Below are 21,429 nucleotides of genomic sequence, written 5' to 3' on the forward strand. Positions count from 1 at the left end.
GATGAACAAAATTTCAGTATATATTTTATGTGTTTTATTGAATTTTGGAATTAACTTCAAGATTGAAGCACAACAGAAGCAGCCTAATATCATTTTTTTAATGACCGACGACCAGCGTTGGGATAATATGGGATGCTACGGCAGACCAGAATTTTATACGCCCAACCTCGATAAGTTAGCTGAAGAATCTGTGGTTTTTGATAATGCTTTTTACGCGGTGGCTATCTGTATGCCAAGTCGTGTAACCATGATGACAGGCCGTTACAACTCCAATCATCGTGTGGGGTTTGTAGCGCCAGACGACTATACTTTATCGCGATCCGATTTTGCAAAAAGTTACCCTGCAATACTTAAAAATGCGGGTTATAGAACAGGATTTATTGGTAAGGTTGGTTTTACGGTAACTGCAGAAGCGCAACGCCCAAGCACCCCTAAGAAACATTTCTACAAAGAAAACTTGGGCAGTACATTCGATTATTTTGCAGGAAGCGAAACCCGTGATGATAAAGGTTTGGTACTATGGCCAGAAACCGACCCAGGTTTACAGGAAATATACCGTGAAGGTCCCACCGATACGGGGAGAACCTTGCGAACGGGCGAAGCCATGCTTCGTTTTTTAGAAACACAACCCGAAAATCAACCGTTTTGTCTGTCGGTAAGTTTTTATGCCGTTAAACACGATTCGAATAAGGATATGTATATGCCGCATTTCGAACAATTTAAAAATGAAGACTTTTCGATTCCTGAGAATTATGTGGAAGGCGATAATGAAAAGCTGCCAACTGTTGTAAAAGAAAATGCGAGAGGAGTGTATTTGCATCGTCAGCGGACTTCAAAGCCCGAGCAATACCAGCGTTTGGTGCGCCGATTTGCTACACAAGGCTACTCGGTAGACGACCAAGTGGGGAAATTAATTGAGAAGTTGAAAGAGAAAAACATGCTCGATAATACCATCATTATTTATACCAGTGATAACGGGCGCTTCCAAGGGTCTCACGGCCTTTTCGATAAATGTTTACTTTATGATGAATCGGTAAAAGCTCCGCTTATTATTTACGATGGACGTAAAACGGCTGCAGAACAAAGCAGAAGGGAAAATGCCTTGATATCTTCAGTAGATATGGCACCAACTATTGTTTCAATAGCGGGACTACAGCCACCGAAAAGTATGCAAGGTTGTGATATTACAGGGATATTAAATCAAACCCAAGATTTGTCGCAATGGCGCGATGCCATATTTATGGAAGATTTGTTTTTGGTGGATATGTTTAAGGAACGGTATAAGGAAAATGTAGACGAGATTAACCAAAATCTTATTAATGCCAACAAATCGTATAGGGCTCGCGGCGTAAGAACCGAGCGGTGGAAATATTTCGTGTATTACGAGCACACGCCTAAAATAGAAGAGTTGTATGATGTATTGAACGACCCAATGGAACAAAACAATTTAGCTAATAATCCTGAATATGGTGAGGTTTTAAAGGAACTCCGACAAAAAACAGAAGCATTGTACCAAGAAATTAAATGACGTTAACTTTTGATTTTAGAATCAAAAAGGTTGAAACGAATGTGCTTTCAACCATTAAATAATATCAACTAAATATTACAGAACAACAAAATGATTAAGCAAACCTTTACCGTGCTATCCGTCTTATTGATGATTTTTTCATGTCGCGCGCAATTGGCAGTCAAACCATCGAACGTTATAGAAATAAGCTCCATAACCGAACTTAAGGCGTATATAAACCAAGATAATGTTCATGTAAAACTTAAAGCAGGGAACTATCAAATCGATTCAGCTGAAAAAATAAGATTTATTGAAATAACGGGGAATAATTCCTATTTCGATATGAGAGGGGCTAGATTTATGGTAGATACCAAACTCTTTGACCGTCCCGATTTAATTAAAAGTGATGACGGCAACAGTATGTATTGCGCCATTGAAATATCGGGTAATCACGTTATGCTTGAAGGTTTATATATTGAAACTTATGGTCATACTCCAGGTAGACAGAGCAAGAATAAAATCTTCAATCTCGTTGGGGAGCATGTTACTTTAAAAGATGTTGAAGTGCGCACTACAGGCTCAAGTCCATGGGGTTATGGATATCTATACGGACTTGGAGGTGGCGATGTGCGTAAGATGAATGGCATTCGTATTGGCTATCCAGCCAAAAATGTAAAATTGCTTGGGTGTAAGGTTCACATGCGCGCCATGGGGCATGCTATCTTTTTACAAGGGGCAGAAAACACCCTAATTGAAGGTTGCGAAGTAGATGGGTTATTGCGTACTACCGATGCGATGCTTGCCGAAACTTCTGGTTACGGTTTCGATAAGAATTTTTATGCGGCAAAAGGCAATTATATCGAAGGCACTATAGTGGCCGAAGATGGTAAAATATTACCTGGAGAAATCATTTCTTTAAGTGAAGACGGGATTCGCATGTATCCGGAATACAACGGACATAAAACAATAAATACCACAATTAAAAATTGTACGGTTACCCAAATGCGACGCGGTATTTGTACGGGCTTGAGTACTTCGGGTGATACCATTATAGATTGTGTGGTACGCGACTGTGTGGCTACAGGTTATAATATTGGAAATGAGGATGTTGTTATTAATTGTAGTGCAGATGCTAAATATGGCGAGGCGTTTTGTATTCCATATACCAATGCTAAAAATGCTAAAGTTGAAATGACCATTTTGGATAGTAGGAATGGATTAGCTAATAATCTATTGGCTAAAATAAATGGAACGGGACATTCAGTAGTCATTAAAACCGATAATTCTGATTATATACCAGATACTATGGCAATCAAGTTGTCGGTATGGGAAGGCTATGGCAATTTTAACGAAAATGCAACGATGCATGCTACCGATATTACATTAGATAATCAAACTTCAGCAGAAGTCATCACGTTCAAAGGTACAGAGAATTTAAAAATAAAGAGTGTTGGAAAAGTACGTGAAGCTACCGATTCGGAAAATGTAATAAACGAAGGTAATCGCACAAAGCGTTAAGAAGCTACAAAAAACATAGTTATGAGAATAAAATTTAGTTTACTCTTAATCGCGTTAGTGTTGGTGTCATCTGCACAAGCACAAACAATAAACGATGCAAAAGTTAAAAGCGTTGTAAAACAAACAGAGCAGACTAAAAGTAATGATTGGCCTGTATTAACAACTTATAACCAAAGTCACATTGCTAAAATAGCCATGCCTATTGGTGGTATTGGTACGGGTACAGTTGCCCTTGGTGGTAGAGGAGATTTACGCGATTGGGAAATTATGAATACAGCCGCCAAAGGTTACATTCCCACCAGTGAAAAATTAAGATACATCGGGCCATTTTTTGCATTTTACACTAAAACTGCTGATGGTAAAAAAGATACAAGAGTACTAGAAGGGCCTTTGGATTATTCGTTGTACGAAGGGGCTTTTGGGAGTCCTACTGTAAATCATGGTTTTCCTCGTTTTGAATCTTGTAGTTTTAATGCAGCTTATCCTTTCGGACAAGTATTGCTTTCTGATAAAAAAGTACCACTTGATGTTCGTATCAAGGCGTTCAACCCCTTAATACCTGGAGATGCCAATGCCAGTGGAATACCCATTGCAGTCATTACCTATGAGTTAACAAATACGACGGATAAACCGGTGTTCGCATCTGTTTGTGCCAATATGCCCAATTTTATTGGAGAAGATGGTTCGGTAAGAGAGCCTAAAGGGAGAGGTAATGCTTTAATTCCTGTGGGAGCTAAAGAGAATAAGAATGTTTTCAGAAAAAATAAAAATGCGCAAGGTATTTATATGAGTTCTGAGGGTGTGGCTAAAAATGCTGAAGCTTGGGGAACCATGGCTTTATCAACCTCTAGTAACGAAAATGTGACGTACCGTACGTCTTGGGGAAAAGAAGTTTGGGGAAATTCACGTTTAGATTTTTGGGACGATTATAGTGTTGATGGTCGTATAGATAATAGAGAACATAATGGAGAAGATAGACCTATGGCTTCTATGGCTGTAGAAGTATCGGTGCCAGCAAATACAAGTCGTGAAGTCACTTTTTATCTCACATGGCATTTTCCTAATAGAGAAACTTGGACTCCTGCCGATGATGGTTTGGATAACATGTTAACCAATTATTACACCACTCAGTACAAAGATGCTTGGGATGTGGTTGAAAAAACAATGCCACAACTACCAAACCTTGAAAACAAAACAAAAGAGTTTGTGAATGCTTTTGCAAATAGCGATTTGCCAAAGGTTGTAAAAGAAGCGGCTTTGTACAACACATCAACCTTACGTACCCAAACTTGTTTTAGAACTGCCGATGGGCATTTTTACGGATGGGAAGGAACTAGTAATACCAAAGGCGTTTGCCACGGAAATTGTACACATGTGTGGAATTACGATCAGGCAACACCTTTTTTGTTTGGGGAATTAGCACGCTCTATGCGCGAAATAGAATTTGCTCATGCTACAGATGACAAAGGAATGATGAGTTTTCGTGTGAATTTACCACTAGAACGTGCGAACGAATTTGGTAGACCTGCTGCCGATGGTCAGTTGGGAGCTATTATGAAGATGTATAGAGATTGGCAAATGAGTGGAGACAATGAGTTGTTGAAAAAACTCTGGCCTAAGGTAAAAAAAGCCATGGAATTCTGTTGGATAAAAGGAGGTTGGGATCCTAATAAAGATGGTGTGATGGATGGTTGCCAACACAACACGATGGATGTTCAGTACTTTGGACCCAACCCTCAAATGGGAATTTGGTATTTAGGAGCTTTAAAAGCAGCCTCAAAAATGGCCGACTTTTCTGGTGATAAAAAATTTGCAAAAACTTGTAATACGCTGTTTAAAAAAGGAAGCAAGTGGATGGATGAAAATTTGTTTAATGGAGAATATTATGTGCATCATATTGAACCTCCAAAAAGCAGAGAGGATATTGCAGCTCCATTACTAAAAGGATTGGAATCTAAAGATTTAGAAAATCCTGCTTATCAATTGGGTAAAGGTTGTTTGGTGGATCAGTTGGTAGGTCAATTTATGGCTCATATTTGCGACTTGGGTTATTTAACCAATCAAGAAAACATAAAAACAACCTTAAATAGCATCATGAAATACAACTATAGAGACGATAGTAGCTCTGGTTTTAACAATATGCGTTCGTTTGTGTTGGGTGATGAAAAATCATTGGTGATGGCTAGTTATCCTGGAGAAAGACCTTTGTATCCTTTTCCTTATTTTACGGAAGCCATGACCGGGTTTGAATATACAGCGGCTATTGGTATGATGTACGAAGGACAAACAGAAAATGGGTTAACAAATATTAAAAATATCAGAGACCGCTACGATGGTTTAAAACGCAACCCGTTTAACGAAGCCGAATGTGGAAACAATTATGCTAGAGCCATGGCAAGCTGGGGAGCAGTCATTGCGCTTTCAGGGTTTCATTATTCAGCTGTTGAAAAATCCATTCAATTTACAGCAACTCCGGGAAATTATTTTTGGTCTAACGGCACCCAATACGGCACCGTAGATATTAAAGACAAGGGCAAAACGAAATCCGTAACATTTATGGTGCATAGCGGCGAACTGTCTTTAAAGTCAATAAAGCTTAAAGACTTTGGAGGTCTATCGTTCAAAAGTGAAAAGACCTTAAAAAAAGGCGATACCGAAACATTTGTCATTTCTAATTAACAAAACAATTTTACTATACCATGGATAAAAAACTCATTCAAAATAACTGTTGCCCAACCTCTGGTTGTTGCGAACCAAAACATCCTGTAACGAATGGTCGAAGAAGTTTTATTAAAAAAGCTAGTTTATCGGCAGCTATGTTTGCTATCGGGCCAGTAAAACTTATGGCAGGACCATTTAGTCAGGAAGATTTTAAACATGGTATTCCAAAAGATAAAAAACTATCCAAAGAATGGATAGAAAGTTTATATGCTAGAAGCGAAGCGCTAAATGCCACTGGAGAAAACTTGAAATATATTGGTATGCCCATTAACGGTATTGGTACCGGTCAGGTGTATTTGGGGGGCGATGGCAGGCTTTGGTATTGGAATCTCGACGGAGAGCCAGATGATGTGTGGGAAGAGATGGGCTCCGGACATAAATATATGAAACCAATTACACCTTACAGCCCAATGGATCAGGGGTTTGCTTTGCAAGTTGGTGCTGGTAAAGAAAAAAGAGTATTTCGATTAGATTCCAATGGTTTTAAGGATATAGTGTTTACTAACAAATACCCAATGGGAGATGTGCGTTATTCGGATGAAGCATGTCCTGTTAAAGTTCACCTCGAAGCCTATACACCGTTTATTCCATTAAATCGTGATGATTCCAGTTACCCAGTAACGGTTATGCGATATACTATTGAAAACACTTCCAATGAAGAACAAGAGGTAGCTATTGCAGGATGGATTGAAAATTTTTCAAATTACAGAACAGGTAAAAAGAATAGTAACGGCGTACGTTTAAGTCAGTATCGAGAATACAATGGTTTGTCGGTTGTAGAATGTTGGACAAAACCGCTTAATGATACACATTCAGGAGAAGGTATTCCGTTTGATCATGCAAATGATTTCGGAGCAGTTGCACTAGGTTTACTAGTAGAAAAACCTGATATGGTAGATACTCTACGCTCCCAACCCGGAGAGGTAGGTTTATTTGAGGGTGAAAAACCTAACTCAAATTCAAAAACGGTTCATGAACGCCCATTTAATGAAAAAGCCTATGCTTCAATTGGAAGTAGCGTAAAACTTAAACCGGGAGAACAAAAAACCATATCGTTTACTTTGTCTTGGCGTTTTCCAAATGCAAGATTTGTTACAGGTTTTGGAAAAAAGGAATGGTCTCGCGATATTAACTACTATGCGACCCAATGGATTAGTGCCAGTGATGCGGCTCAAGCAGTGGCTTCAAAGGAAAAAGAGCTAAGAACAAACACACAAAAATGGGTAGATACCTGGTACGATTCTACCTTGCCTTATTGGTTATTAGAGCGCGCTTTTATTCCTGTTGACTGTATGCAAACGCAAGTGGCCGGACGTATGGCCTTGCAAGGAGGAAGGTATAGTCTTGATGAAGGCGTAACTTGTTGCGAAGGAAACTGCACCCATGTATGGCACTATGCCCAAGGTTTAGCCCGCATGTTTCCAGTAATTGAAAGAGAATGTCGTGAGCAAGTAGAATATGATCTTGGTTTTAAAGAAGATACAGGGGCGATGAATTTTCGTTGTTCTACAAAAGCTTTTAAAGAAGCGCCAGACGGACAGTGTGGCACAATTTTAAGAGTGTTAAGGGAAAGCCAAATGACCACAGATTACAGTTTTCTTGAAAGTATTTGGGAACGTACCAAACTGTCTATGGATTATGTAATCGAAACGTGGGACGAAGACAGGGATGGAGTAATGACTGGTGCTCAGCATAATACATTAGACGGAAATTGGTTTGGAAAAGTACACTGGTTAACAAATATGTATCATGCCGCACTAAAAGCATCGGCTCAAATGGCAAGACAAATGAATCAACCTCAAGTAGCCAAACGTTATGAAACACTTGTTTCAAAAGGTGCCAAAGCCATGGTTGATACCATGTGGAAAGAAGAGTTTGGTTACTTTATTCATATTCCTGAACTCGAACCCGAAAAAACACGAGGTTCAACAACGGGTTGTCATATCGATCAGGTGCTTGGCGAATTTTGGTTACATAACCTTGGGCTTGATCCTATTTTGCCAAGGGATAAAGTTAGAAAAGCCCTAGAATCACTTTGGATTTATAATTTCTCGCCTAACGTTGGAGATTTCAGAAAAGATAACCCAAAAGGGCGTTGGTATGCTGCCGAAGGCGATGCTGGTTTAGTGATGTGTACATGGCCGTTTGGAAAGGAAAATGCCCAAAAAACGAATTTCCATAAATACTACAATGAGTGTATGTCTGGATTTGAGTGGCAGGTAGCCGCACACATGATTTGGGAAGGCATGCTCGAAAAAGGTTTGGCCGTTGGTAAGGCTATTAATGATCGCTATCAACCCAAACACCGTAACCCGTACAATGAAGTAGAGTGTGGAGATCACTACGCTCGGGCGATGGCAAGTTATAGCGCGTTTATGGCGGTTTGTGGATACCGATATAACGGGCCAGAAGGGAAATTGGCTTTCGGACCGCGTATGAAACAAGACTATTTTAAAGCAGGTTTTACCACTGCCGAAGGTTGGGGACAATTCACTCAGAAAATAGATGCTGGCAAGCTTGTAGCAGGAATCGATTTGCGCTATGGTAAATTAAAGCTAAAAGAATTTGCATTGGATAAAGTAGAAAACATTGTGGTAACGAGTGCCACGGTAGAATTGGATGGTAAGCGAGTTGATGCTTCATTCAAAGCGGAAGCCGACCGATATATTCTAAGTTTCGATTCCGATTTGGTTTTCAGTGAAGGGTCTAAATTACGGTTTGAATTCAGTTAAAAGCAAGTTTATTTAATGATTTAAAATACAAGATTGATTTTAACCTACATCATAAACAAATGAAAACAATATTAAGAGCTACGTTATTTGGTTTACTATTGGTTAGTAACATAATAGAAGCCAAAGACATAAAAATCAATTCCCTAAAAGAGTTGGCTAAATATGCTGCAGAAAGTGGCAATACCATAACCATGGCTCCGGGAGTCTATCAATTAACTGATTATTTAACTCGGGATATTGTCGAAAACCAACGAATTAATAAAGAATATCAATACATCACTTTTAGCGGAAGTAATAATATTTTCAATCTAAAAGGCGTAGAAATTCAGGTAGATACGGAAATTAGGACTTGGCTAAAACCACCTATTCATTCTGATGAGTTTTTGGTTATGGGTTCAAATAATACGTTTTCAGGACTTACTATAAGGTGTGTGGGCAACGGGACCTCACCCGGAGGTACAGTATTACAAGTTGCTGGAGAGGCCAATGTTTTAAGAGATATTACGTTGCATGTAGCAGGCTCTTATCCTTATGGATATGGCGATTTATTTGGAAAAGGAAAACAAAAAGAAACTACTGTAAAACACAGAAAACACAGCGGACTTTTAGTAACGGGAGATGAAACGAAGCTTTACGGATGTAAAATATTTAGTCGTTCTTTCGGGCATTGTTTTTTCATTCAGCAACATCCTAAAAATGTATATTTTGAAAACTGTTATGCCGAAGGAGAAGTACGCTCCACAGATGAAGTTTTGGCAGAAACATCAGGGCCTGCTTTTGATGTGAGTTTTAAAACATGGACTCAAAATCGTGAAGGTGAATATGTTGTAACGCCTGGTTATATGAAATCGCTTTGCGAAGATGGATTTAGAACCTATGGAACATGCGAAAACATCACTTTTAAAAATTGCACCGCCAAAAATACTCGTGGCGGATTTGAACTTCGTTTTAACAAAGCGCATGTAGAAAATTGTACTACTATAGGAACAGAACGTGGGTATTGGATTGGAGATAACACCACAATGATTAACTGTAAAGGAGATGCTAATTACGGGCCTCTATTGTTTGTTGAGGGAAGCAATGTAGAGGTTGAGTTGATGGTTGATTCGGCAGAATCTGATAGAAAAGTACATTCATTAATTACTGTTTTAGGAGATAATAATAAAGTAGTATTAAAAGCTACCGATGGAAAAAAGAGAACACAAGAATTACCAATTTTGGTAGGGTATACGCCTCCTATGCACGGTGAATCTATGTCTCCTTATAGTCAAGCCGAAGTAAATAAACTTCATTTAATAAACCAAACAGGAATGCCGGTATCTGTTGGCCAAATGGTATCAAATTGTACTATTGAAACCAATGGTGAGGTGATAAAAAACAAGGGTAAGAATAATCAAATACTAGAAAAATAATTTATGAAAAAACGTCAAGCAGTTATCGTTTTAGGGTTTTTGTTGTTGTGTAATTTTATTCATGCAGCAGAAATTAAAATAAACTCCTTAAAAGAATTAGCAACCTATGCTGCTAAAAGTGGAAATACCATTGTAATGAAACCAGGGGTTTATCAAATGGAAGATTATTTAACCTCAGAAATTGTTAAAAACACCAAACCAGATAAAGTGGGAAGGTTTGCCATGATAAAGTTTTCTGGAAACCATAATGTTTTTGATTTAACTGGAGTAACCATTGAAGTTGATACAAAACTGTTAAGTGTTTTTAATGCACGAGTAAGTGAGTTTTATGTAGAAGGAAGTCATATACATATTAAAGGATTGACCGTTACAGATATCGGAAATCATCCAACGGCAAAAGGCGGGCATTCGTTTACAGTGGCTGGAGATCATGCTGTAATAGAAAAAGTAACCTTAAATATGAGCGGATCTTTTCCTTATGGCTATGGCGATTTATTAGGAAAAGGCAAAGGCGCTTTGGTACCTTTAAAAAAGCACAGTGGAATGTGTATAGAAGGTTTAAATGATAAAATTATCGATTGTTCTATTTATTCAAAAGCTTACGGACACTGCTTTTTTGTGCAAGGTGGTCGTAATGTGCTTTTTGAAAATTGTTATGCAGAAGGTGTAACTAGAACTACAGACGATATGCTATCTGAAATTTCAGGGCCAGCATTTGATGTGAATTTTGCATCGGTTTATAAAAATTATGCTGGTGAAAATAAAATAACTCCTGGGTACACAAAATCTTTAAATGAGTGTGGTTTCCGTATGTATGGAAAAGGTGGTGTAAACGGTGTCAAAACCGGAGCAGTGACCGCTATTAATTGTACCGCTAAAAATACCCGTATTGGTTTTGCCTTTGCTAAAATTACAGGAGATGTTCTGATTAAAGATAGTAAAGCCATAGGGTGTGAATTAGGATACAATGTAGGAGGATTAACGGTTGAAAATAGTATAGGAGATGCAGCAAACGGACCCTTGTTATATGTAAATAAAGGAGAAAAGACAACGGTAGAACTGGCATTGTTGCCTACAGCATCTAAAACTAAAGTGCATGTATTGGCTGCAATTGCTGGAGATAATCATAATATCATATTAACCAAATGGAGAAATATGAAAAGAGGACAACATCTCCCTATCAAAATAGGAGCAACACGTCCGCCAGCAAATAATGGTTTTTCTCCGTTGGGAACGGCTAAAACTTCAGGGATTGTTTTAAATAATTCAACAGGAATGCCTGTGGAATTAAATTCTGAAACAAGTTTGTGTAAAATTATTACCAATAGCGAGGTTACCGATAAGGGTAGAGATAATAACGTATTAATAAGTCAAGAATAATGAAACGAAACATAATTTTAAAGCTAATTGTTTTAGCTACTTGTATAACAACTTCACTTTCTGCTCAAATTAAAGTCAATTCTATAAGTGAGTTGCTACCATATTTAGATGACGACCATGTTTCGGTAAAGCTAAAACCGGGCGTTTATTCCATAAAAGCGGAAGATGTGGCGAAAGGCCTATATCAAAAAGAAGTAAAATTAAAAAATACGAGTAAGGTGTTATTACTTTTTGAAGGCAATCATAGTACTTACGATTTTACAGGTGTTACCATAAATATTGATACTAAAGTTTTACAGGCGTTTGGTAAATATCAGGTTCACGAGCTACAAATAATAGGCAATAATAACGTGCTTAAAAACTTAACGATGGTAGATGACGGTTCTGTACACGATGCCCCAACAAGACGTGCTACCAATATTGTTATGGATGGAAAAAATAATCGAATTGAAGGCTTTCACGTTACTACAAAAGGGTCTTACCCATACGGCTATGGCGATGCTTTTGGTAAAGGTGGAAAAGTGGTAATTCCGCACCGAAAGCACAGTGCGTGCCTAATTCGAGGGGAGTCTAACCATTTAAAAGATTCCAAATTTATACATAAGAGTTACGGGCACTGTATTTTTATGCAAGCGGCTAGTAACCCAATTATAGATGGCTGTTACGTTGAGGGTGAAGTTCGTAAAACCGACGATATGTTGAAAGAAACATCGGGTCCTGCTTTCGATGTCGATTTTATGACGGTATGGGGCTATAAACTGCCAAAAGGTTATATGCTAAGTACGGGGGAGGCTGGTATTCGAGCGTATAATGCAGGTGAAACTATTATTGATGGTAAAGAATACAGGCGAGGTACTTCTAACCCAACCATTCTAAACTGTACTATTAAATTTATGAGAACCGGTGTAACGATTGCACATGCTAGAGGTAAAAAATACGTAGAGGGTTGTGTGGCCATGGGTTGCGAAAACGGATTTTCATTGGGCTCTGGTGATGCCGTTAATTGTAGTGCAGATTGTAGCTATGGTCCTGTGTATTCTACAACTTATGAAAATGATAGAAACTACAATGCAGATATTACTATTCTACCTGCAAGCCATCCATATTATAACGGTTCTGGAAGTGTGGCTTATATAGGAGGTAGCGGTCATAATATTACATTACGTGGTACAGATGAAGTTATAGAAAAAGGTTTAGCCATTAAGGTTGGGGGCGATAAGAACAATATTCGTCTGTTAAACGGTAATTTTCCACATCAAAATGATTTTAAAGGCGGAAGTTTTCAGATAAAAAACCTAACTAATTATCCAATATTTTTATCAGCTAAAAGTAATCACGTAGCTGGTGAATCTATAGGTGAAATTTCGGATCTAGGAACTAACAATAACATTAAAAAAATTAATAGACATGAAAAATAAACAGTTTATTATTACTATCGGTTTATTGATTTCCATATTGAATATGGGAAATGTTTTTGCACAAGCACCAGTTTGGCAAGGAAAAGGACGAATAGCAATTAGTTCAGATGGTAATGAACACGATCATGACGATTGGGCTGCAACACCTTTAAGTTTGGCTCTACTTGCGGCAAAGGGACTTCAAGATAATTTGGTGCTTTTTACCTATAGCGATCACATTTGGGGAAGCAATCAAGAACATCCAACTTCAAAATCTGGATTGAACTCATATCAGCATATGCGTGAAAGTGCTTTGAAAGGTGGCGAATGGTTTGGTTTTAAGAAAACAAACTTTGTTTGTGCAGTAGATAATGCAGAGGTGGCTTATACGGCCATGCGTGATGAAATCAATAAATCTTCAGAAGAAAGCCCTTTAATTATTATAGCCGCTGGCCCCATGCAGGTTGTAGGTGAGGCTATTAAGCGTGCCGATGTTTCTAAACGTCAATATGTAAAACTTATTTCGCATTCTGGTTGGAACGATAACCACAGTGATAAACCACATAAAGATTTTTGGGATACCCATTCGGGGTGGACTTTTAATGAGATAAAAGCCGCTTTTTCAGGAGAAGAAGGTGGAGGGTTAGAATGTATTCATATTGCTAATCAGAATGGAGGAAAAGGTTACGATGGCTTAAAAGCTCCGAAAGAAAAATTTGATTGGATAAAAACTTCAGAAGCTAAAAATAGTAAAGCCTACAAAAAAGGCGCTTGGGAATGGCTTTATTCAAGAATGGAAACTTGCGTTAAAAAAGGTGATTTTGACCCTTCGGATGCGGGTATGGTTGTATACATACTCACAGGTGTGGAAGAAACAAGTCCTGAACTTGCTAAAGAAATTATGGAAAATCCTGTTCTAAAATAATTTAAGAATTAAATAAGGATATGAAAGCTACAATACTTTTTATAATATTCACACCTATGTTGCTGTTTGTTTCGTTTCAAGATGAAACTGAAATAAAGCAGGTAGAATTACCGGTTTCTAATCTTGCTGAACTAAGGGAAGCAGTAACAAAAAGCAATCAAGTTATTACCCTAAAGCCTGGTAACTATATTATCACCGAACTACCAGAAGATGCTCGAAGTTTTGTTTGTTCGGGGTCTAATAATATTATAAACCTTTCAGGGGTTTATATTGATTTTCCAGTAGGAACATGTAAGGATGCTCATTTTAATTTCACAGGCTCTAATAATAAGCTTAGTGGTGGCGTTTTTGAAGAGACCTATCAAAATGGAATGAAGGAAGTGACCGATTTTGGAAGCTATAACCAAAATAGGAAAACTTTGGCAAAGGGACTTAAAGGTGGGGCAGGTTTCAGATTATCTGGAAATGGAAATACCATTGAGGGGATTAAGCTAACCGTAAGAGGATCGTTTCCGTATGGTTATGGAAATATGTATGGTATTGGAAGAGGAAATGCCACAGGACTGGATAAACGATGCGCCATGTTGATAACGGGTGTTGGTAACACGGTTGATAACTGCGAATTTCAGCACAGAGCTTTTGGCCATGTGATATACATGCAAAAAAACGCCGATAAAACCGTAATAAAAAACACTTACATTGAAGGCGCCGTGCGCCCAAGTAACGATACATATAAAGAAACCAATGATGGCGATTTGCCCAAGCGTTTCAATTATAAAATGCCTTTAGGTGCTATGAAAGGTTTACCTATTCCCAAAGATGTGATGTTCAATTTAACAGAAGACGGTATTAGAGCCTATAATATTCCAGGCTCTGTTACAGTTGAAAATTGCACGGTAGTTAAGTGCCGTGGTGGAATAAAACTTTACATGGCAAAAGGTGAGGTAAAAGTAATCAATAGCACGGTTTTAGATTGTGTGGTGGAAGGCTATTCACTTAACAACGGCGGTGAAATGATAAACTGTAAAGGCAATGCTGCATACGGCCCATTAATTTACATGCATTTCGATAAGGTGTCCAATCAAAAAATAGACTTAACGGTGTTGCCATCACCACATGCGGTGGGTAATCATGTGTTTGCAGCTATAAAAGGCACAGGGCATCAAATACATATCAAGCGCGCCAATTTCAAAGGGGAAATTGATAATACACTTCGCCCAATTGTTGTAGGCTATCCAGCAAGGTTTGAGTTTTTAACAACCGATTATCCGGGTGTACCTAAGGGTTACGAAGAAAATTTTGAGAAACATTTCGGAGATAAAGATTACACGGCAATTAACATAACCATTAAAAACGATACGGAGTACCCTGTAATATTAGGAGCTAAATCGCATGATAATCACATAAAAAGTGTTGGTATCATTACAGATTTAAACAAAAGCAATAGTATAAAACAAATTGAAAATTAGGTGAAGTTTTTTTTATAAAATGAAAAACCTAACATAGAAAACACTTTCAATTATTCATATAAAACTAAACATACATGAGTAAAAGAACATAATTTATATAAAAGGAAACATGGTTTATACATGTTGCTTTTTTGGTAGTGTAATTTTAGGCTATAATATTAAAACTAAATAAGATATATGAATAAGCTTACACTTCAATTGTTTTTACTATTCATACTTTCATTTTCCTTTGTAAACACCGTTAAGGCACAATTCGTTCATCCAGGAATTACCCACAAAAAATCCGATCTTGATAGAATTAAGCACATGGTTGAAGCTGAAGTTGACCCATGGTATACTTCCTACCAAGAAATGATTTTAGATCCTAAATCAAGTTACGACTATGTAGTACAGGGAGACCCTTCATTCACAGAATTAGGAAGAAATAATAAAGTGAATTATGGTGCATGGAACAGTGATATACGTGCAGCGTATTACAATGCTTTACGATGGTATGTTGAGGACGATACCCGTTATGCAGAAAAGGCTATTGAAATTTTTAATGCTTGGGTAAATTTAGAAGCTGTAACCAGTAACGGCACTATGGCACTGAGTGGAGGAGTTGGTTATATTATGATAGAGGCTGCAGAAATTATAAAACATACCTATAACGGTTGGTCTGAAACCGACCGGAAAAAATTTGAAGATATGTTGGTTTTTCCAGGATACTCCAATACACAAGTTCCTGCAAGTGTTTCTAGAAGCTACGGCACGTTTTATTGGCAATCTTACCAAGGTGACTCTGGGCGCCATGGCAACCAAGGTTTGTCTGGATGGAGAACGGTAATGGCCATTGGAATATTTCTAGATAATGAAATAATTTATGATCGCGCATTGCGCTATATAAAAGGGCTACCTCACCGCTCAGACGATTTGCCTTACCCATCAGGACCGCCTACAATAGGAGAATTACTTTCCTCAACTGAATATGTAGATACCTATCGTGCCACTTCAGGAACTTCAATTCCAGATTATGGCTTTAATGAAGTTATGACCAATTATATTTACGAGAATGGGCAGTGTCAAGAAAGTTCTAGAGATCAACAACATACAGCTTTCGGTATCGGTTTATTAACGTCAATGGCGGAAATGGCATGGAACCAAGGCGACGATTTATACAGTCATGCCAATGATAGGTTACTGTCAGGTTTAGAATATAATATGAGGTATAATGTGTCTGCCATTCAATCGTACCCAGACCAAACTACACCTTGGGAGCCAACAGTAACATCGGGAGAATTTGAGGAAGGATTCGATAGAACCGGACGCTGGTATTCAAAAGCTATTAGTCCAGATGGAAGAGGAGAGTTTCCAGGGGTAAGACCTGTTTACGAAATGCCTGTAGCCCATTATTTAGGAAGAGGTTTAAAAAATGAAAATGATGTGTTATGGACTAAAAGAGCACGTGATAAAGCTATAGAAATTTCAGGATATGAAGCCGCTGGTTGGACTAACGATGCTATTGGTTGGGGTGCGCTTACAGCTCGCCGTCCTGCGTATTGTTATGGTGATCCTATTTCTGGGTTTGATGGTAGTGGCTTGCCTATTTATAATATGAATACTACTGAAAGTACGATAGAAGCTGAAAACTTTGATTACGATCCAATACACCAAGGAGAAGGAAGAATATACCACGATCTAAGCACTTCAAACACAGGGGGAGCATATAGAATATTTGATGGAGTTGATATTGAAAGTACGCCAGCTAATCAGTACAACATAACTTCTATACAAGCAGGTGAATGGTTAACCTACACTGTGGCAGTTCCCAAAAGCGCTTTGTATAGTATTACCATTAACTATGCGGCTTTACAATCAGGTGGTACTATGAAGATTAATGTTGGAGGCGAAGATAAAACCACTGATGTAGAAGTGCCTTTTGGAGTGCCAAATTCAACCGGTGCTACCGACTGGAAATCTTTTACAATTGCTGAAGATATTTTGTTAGAAAAAGGCGTACAGAGTTTTAAAATAATGTTTAATGGTACTTCTGAATCTTTTAAACTTGATAGTTTTTCAATAGTACAAACAGGTATTGCTAAATCAGATCAGACCATAGAGTTTTTTACCATTTCAGATAAGGTAGTGGGAAGTGCAGATTTTGATCCTGAGGCTAAAGCTAGCTCTGATTTAGAAGTAATCTATTCAAGCTCAAACCCTTCAGTGGCCACTATAGTGAATGGAAAAGTACATATAGTGGGAGCAGGAACAACAACCATTATAGCTAATCAATCGGGTAACGAGTTTTTTAATGCTGCACCAAGTGTGGACCAACAACTTCGAGTAGTTGATGCTGTAGAGGGTACTTTAAGTTTAGATGCCGATGCTGACGCCTATGTACATGAGTCCAACCCTAATAATAACTATGGTTCTGCTGAGGTTTTGGTTACTAAAGTTGAAGGGAGATACGCGTTTTTAAAATTCAATTTAAGTAGTATTCCGGGACCTATAGTTTCGGCGACACTTAGAATTTATCAACGAACAGGCTTCCGCGACCTTCGTGCGGTGTATGATGTTGAAGATGATAGTTGGACGGAAAATGGCATAACATGGAACAATAAGCCAGCTTTTGATAATGAACGGGCAAGCGTTACAACAACTTCTACTTGGAGCGAATGGGATATTTCATCATACGCCGCGCAAGAGTATAACGGTGATAAAATAATTACGGTTGCTGTAAAAGATCCAGCGAATAGCGGCACAGGTATTGATTTCCGAAGTAAAGAATTCGGACCTGATTATGCTCCAGAGCTTGTGGTGGAATATTCGAGTGAGGCACTTAGCGTTAATGAAATTAAGATGCCAATTGAATTATATCCTAATCCTGCTACCAAAGAGTTGAATGTGTATTTAGGAAACTTTACAAATACAGGAAAGACAACATTATCACTTTACACCTTAAAAGGTGAAAAAGTAATGGAGGTAAGTCCTGAGCACGATAAGGCAATTCTAAACCTTTCAAAACTCAGCGCTGGAGTGTACGTGTTGTTGGTTAAAAATGGTGATAAAATAGCTTCAAAAAAGATAGTTAAGATTTAAAATTAAACTAATAGTACAATACTAGAAAACAAAAAGTACTTCATAGAAGGTGAATTGTATGTTGTTCGTAAACGTTAATTGCATGATGAATAAGGCTTGTTCTAATAAAGAAAATATACAGTCGAATCCCATACTGTTTATAAAAACAAGCTTATTTCTATTGCTTATAGTTTTAACGATGTCTTGTAAGGAAAACGAAATTACAAAATCACCTAAAAACATCCTCTTAATTTGTGTAGATGATTTACGCCCCGAGTTAAATACATTCGGCGCCACTTATATTAAATCACCGCATATAGACGAATTAGCTTCAAAAGGTCGCGCATTTCACAACCATTTTGTTAATGCACCTAGTTGTGGACCTTCGAGATATACCTTATTAACAGGTCAATATGGGTTACAGTACAGACAAAATGGTAATAGAGCATTATTTTTTCGCGCAAAGAATAAAACTTCAAATTCGGGGAGTGTTCCACCGAGCATGCCAGAGTGGTTTAAACAACACGGATATACCACGGTTTCGGTGGGTAAAGTGTCGCATCACCCAGGCGGTAGAGGTGGAGAAAATTGGAATGATAATACTATTCCAGAAATGCCAGATGCGTGGGATGAACATATAATGCCAGTAGGAGCGTGGAAAACACCTAGAGGAAGTATGCACGGGTTGGCGCACGGGAGAATTAGAACAGATACAGATAGAGCAGTAATTGAAACGGTGGATGATGGCGATAATAGTTATCCAGACGGCCTAATAGCGGAAGAAGGACTAAAACAACTTGAAACGCTTGCAAACGCAGATAAACCATTTTTTTTGGCAATAGGGTTAATTAAGCCACATTTGCCTTTTGGTGTTCCAAAAACGTATTTAGATATGTATGAAGGTGTTGAAATCCCACCCATTCCGCATCCAGAGAAACCCGAAGGCAAAACAACGTGGCATGCATCCAAAGAATTTATGAATTATCATCGTGGAGGTAGAAACCCGAATGAAGATGTTGATTTTGCAATGGAATTGAAAAAATACTACGCAGCTTGTGTAAGTTATGCCGATAAACATGTAGGCGACATTCTATCGAAATTAAAAGAAACGGGCGCCGATAAAAACACTATCGTCGTATTGTGGGGAGACCACGGTTGGCATCTTGGAGAACATGCCATTTGGGGTAAACATGCACTTTTTGATGAATCGTTGCATTCACCACTAATAATTTACGCTCCCGAAATGGAGCAAAATGGAAAAAAAAGTGACGCCTTTGTAGAAACTATAGATGTTTTTCCAACATTATGCGAACTTAGCGAACTTCCTGTGCCCAATTTTGCGCATGGTGTTTCATTAAAACCCATTTTAGATAACCCAGAAGCAGAGGGTCATTCTGTAGCGGGATATTATACAAATGCATCAACACTTAGAACTCCTAATTACAGATTTATACAGCATAAAATTGGTGATGTTGAACTGTATAATCATAATTCAACAGAAAAAGAAACGAAGAATATTGCCAACGAAAATCAAGAATTAGTTAACACACTTAAACATCAACTTGAAGAAAAGTTAGGTCCGCTGGCTTTTAGTTGGGATGTTAAGCAAAATAAAAAATAAATTAAGACGAATGAAATTTAAACAAATAGAGCAAATGAGGAACTTCAAATTAATTTCAAATAAATACACATTATTATGTTTGGTATTAGTGGTGTTGTGTAATTGTAAAGGTAACACAGAATCGAAATCTGAAGAGGCAACTAAAAAACCTAATTTTTTGTTTGTTTTGGTAGATGATCAATCTCCTTTCGATTTAAAAACCTACGACCCAAATTCAATATTAGAAACACCAACCATTAGTAAATTGGCAGAAGAAGGTATTGTATTTGAACAAGCACGCCATATGGGGTCTATGAATGGAGCCGTTTGTACACCTTCACGACATATGATTATGAGTGGTCGCACATTATGGCATTTACCACCAAGCGCAGAATTTCAAAAACAACCCGACCCGCATGAAATAGATGAACAAACTATTGGTGCAGTTTTTAACAGAGCAGGCTACAAAACCATGCGAACTTGTAAACGAGGCAATTCGTACCCAGGCGCCAACAAACAATTTAGTGTGGTAAAAGATGCTACAAAGCGAGGAGGTACCGAGGAAACAGGTAGTGCATGGCATGCTAAACAAGTTTTAGAATATTTAAATAAAAGAGAACAAACTAAAGAAGACAATCCGTTTTTTATTTATTTCGGATTTTCGCACCCGCATGATGTTCGCGATGGTACACCAGAATTGTTAGAGAAGTATGGTGCTGTAAATCATAAAGATAAAACTACCCTACCACCGCTAAATGAAAAACAACCACAATTACCACCTAATTATTTAGAAGCTCATCCATTTCATCATGGACATCCTAATTTAAGAGACGAAGTTAGAGTAAGCGGTGTTTGGGAAAATAGAGACGAAAATACCATACGAAATGAGTTAGGAAGAGAGTTTGCTTGTTCTGAAAATATCGATATTCAAATAAATAAAGTTTTAAATAAACTAGAAGCCATGGGCGAGTTAGACAATACCTATATAATTTACACGGCAGATCATGGTATGGCCATTGGTAGACATGGTTTACAAGGTAAACAAAACCTTTACGAACATACATGGCGTGTGCCTTTTATAGTAAAAGGACCAAATTTACCTTCTGGAAAACGTGTAAAAGGCAATATATATTTACTAGATGTATTACCAACATTATGCGATTTGGCAGGTATTGATACACCCCCAACAGTTGAAGGTAAAAGTTTTGTACCTGTATTAAAAGGTGAACAAGAATCGGTTAGAGATGTAATGTATGGCGTTTACGCAGGCGGAACAAAACCGGGTATGCGTACCGTAAAAAAAGGCGATTGGAAACTTATTAAATACGATGTTTTAGATGGTGAAGTGAGAGAAACACAACTCTTTAACTTAGCTGAAAATCCAAACGAATATCTACCAGAACACGGCAAAATGGGAGAGATGCAAACCAATTTAGCAAACAATCCAAAATATGCCGATAAGTTGGCAGAAATGGAAGCATTGTTATTAGAACAAATGGAAAAGCATGACGATCCTTATCGTTTGTGGAACCAGCCTCAAATAAACTAAATATTAAGTTGTTTTTAGTTTTAAAAAGTGCTGTATTCTAATATTCGAATACAGCACTTTTTGTTGTTGGCTGTTATGTGTGGATGATTATGAGTAATAAGTTTAAGTCATAGCATCATAATTTACACTCTTTTTAAGTATCTATTAATAATATTACAACAA

12 protein-coding genes are annotated in these 21,429 nt (G+C 37.9%); all 12 read left to right on the forward strand.

Annotated features, from left to right (window positions below; all coding sequences use genetic code 11):
• The first annotated feature begins 1 nt into the window (after position 1).
• Positions 2-1,528, forward strand: a complete 1,527-nt coding sequence (locus CLV33_RS08845; protein ID WP_105473601.1) for a sulfatase-like hydrolase/transferase — start codon at positions 2-4, stop codon at positions 1,526-1,528.
• Between the two features lie 90 nt (positions 1,529-1,618).
• A complete protein-coding gene (locus CLV33_RS08850) occupies positions 1,619-3,025 on the forward strand; it encodes a right-handed parallel beta-helix repeat-containing protein (RefSeq protein WP_146109726.1) in 1,407 nt (468 codons plus the stop codon).
• A gap of 21 nt (positions 3,026-3,046) precedes the next feature.
• Positions 3,047-5,704 (forward strand): GH116 family glycosyl-hydrolase, encoded by a 2,658-nt coding sequence (locus tag CLV33_RS08855; RefSeq protein WP_105473603.1) that lies wholly within the window; start codon positions 3,047-3,049, stop codon positions 5,702-5,704.
• A gap of 20 nt (positions 5,705-5,724) precedes the next feature.
• Complete coding sequence (locus CLV33_RS08860) at positions 5,725-8,478, forward strand: GH116 family glycosyl-hydrolase (RefSeq protein WP_105473604.1); 2,754 nt, start codon at positions 5,725-5,727, stop codon at positions 8,476-8,478.
• 59 nt (positions 8,479-8,537) lie between these two features.
• Positions 8,538-9,890, forward strand: coding sequence for a hypothetical protein (locus tag CLV33_RS08865; protein ID WP_105473605.1), 1,353 nt, complete (start codon positions 8,538-8,540; stop codon positions 9,888-9,890).
• Positions 9,891-9,893: 3 nt separating this feature from the next.
• Positions 9,894-11,270, forward strand: coding sequence for a hypothetical protein (locus CLV33_RS08870; RefSeq protein WP_146109727.1), 1,377 nt, complete (start codon positions 9,894-9,896; stop codon positions 11,268-11,270).
• Positions 11,270-12,688: a hypothetical protein gene (locus CLV33_RS08875; RefSeq protein WP_105473607.1), complete on the forward strand. Its 1,419-nt coding sequence runs from the start codon at positions 11,270-11,272 to the stop codon at positions 12,686-12,688. Before CLV33_RS08870 ends, CLV33_RS08875 begins: the two co-directional genes overlap by 1 nt.
• Complete coding sequence (locus CLV33_RS08880) at positions 12,678-13,592, forward strand: hypothetical protein (RefSeq protein WP_105473608.1); 915 nt, start codon at positions 12,678-12,680, stop codon at positions 13,590-13,592. The genes CLV33_RS08875 and CLV33_RS08880 overlap by 11 nt, the downstream gene beginning before the upstream one ends.
• 20 nt (positions 13,593-13,612) lie before the next feature.
• Positions 13,613-15,061 (forward strand): hypothetical protein, encoded by a 1,449-nt coding sequence (locus CLV33_RS08885; RefSeq protein WP_211297549.1) that lies wholly within the window; start codon positions 13,613-13,615, stop codon positions 15,059-15,061.
• 177 nt (positions 15,062-15,238) lie between these two features.
• The gene (locus tag CLV33_RS08890) at positions 15,239-18,139 is read left to right on the forward strand and encodes a CBM96 family carbohydrate-binding protein (RefSeq protein ID WP_105473609.1); all 2,901 of its coding nucleotides are present in this window, start codon (positions 15,239-15,241) and stop codon (positions 18,137-18,139) included.
• A gap of 82 nt (positions 18,140-18,221) precedes the next feature.
• A complete protein-coding gene (locus CLV33_RS08895; protein ID WP_211297550.1) occupies positions 18,222-19,739 on the forward strand; it encodes a sulfatase in 1,518 nt (505 codons plus the stop codon).
• A gap of 10 nt (positions 19,740-19,749) precedes the next feature.
• Complete coding sequence (locus tag CLV33_RS08900) at positions 19,750-21,267, forward strand: sulfatase-like hydrolase/transferase (RefSeq protein ID WP_211297551.1); 1,518 nt, start codon at positions 19,750-19,752, stop codon at positions 21,265-21,267.
• Positions 21,268-21,429 lie beyond the last annotated feature (162 nt).

Source organism: Jejuia pallidilutea, from assembly GCF_002973595.1.
Classification (GTDB): Bacteria; Bacteroidota; Bacteroidia; order Flavobacteriales; family Flavobacteriaceae; genus Jejuia; species Jejuia pallidilutea.

What these genes read in the sequence shown, in the direction of transcription:
- CLV33_RS08845 (WP_105473601.1), top strand. Translation starts at nt 2, where the DNA reads ATGAACAAAATTTCAGTATATATTTTATGTGTTTTATTGAATTTTGGA.
- CLV33_RS08850 (WP_146109726.1), top strand. Translation starts at nt 1,619, where the DNA reads ATGATTAAGCAAACCTTTACCGTGCTATCCGTCTTATTGATGATTTTT.
- CLV33_RS08855 (WP_105473603.1), top strand. Translation starts at nt 3,047, where the DNA reads ATGAGAATAAAATTTAGTTTACTCTTAATCGCGTTAGTGTTGGTGTCA.
- CLV33_RS08860 (WP_105473604.1), top strand. Translation starts at nt 5,725, where the DNA reads ATGGATAAAAAACTCATTCAAAATAACTGTTGCCCAACCTCTGGTTGT.
- CLV33_RS08865 (WP_105473605.1), top strand. Translation starts at nt 8,538, where the DNA reads ATGAAAACAATATTAAGAGCTACGTTATTTGGTTTACTATTGGTTAGT.
- CLV33_RS08870 (WP_146109727.1), top strand. Translation starts at nt 9,894, where the DNA reads ATGAAAAAACGTCAAGCAGTTATCGTTTTAGGGTTTTTGTTGTTGTGT.
- CLV33_RS08875 (WP_105473607.1), top strand. Translation starts at nt 11,270, where the DNA reads ATGAAACGAAACATAATTTTAAAGCTAATTGTTTTAGCTACTTGTATA.
- CLV33_RS08880 (WP_105473608.1), top strand. Translation starts at nt 12,678, where the DNA reads ATGAAAAATAAACAGTTTATTATTACTATCGGTTTATTGATTTCCATA.
- CLV33_RS08885 (WP_211297549.1), top strand. Translation starts at nt 13,613, where the DNA reads ATGAAAGCTACAATACTTTTTATAATATTCACACCTATGTTGCTGTTT.
- CLV33_RS08890 (WP_105473609.1), top strand. Translation starts at nt 15,239, where the DNA reads ATGAATAAGCTTACACTTCAATTGTTTTTACTATTCATACTTTCATTT.
- CLV33_RS08895 (WP_211297550.1), top strand. Translation starts at nt 18,222, where the DNA reads ATGATGAATAAGGCTTGTTCTAATAAAGAAAATATACAGTCGAATCCC.
- CLV33_RS08900 (WP_211297551.1), top strand. Translation starts at nt 19,750, where the DNA reads ATGAAATTTAAACAAATAGAGCAAATGAGGAACTTCAAATTAATTTCA.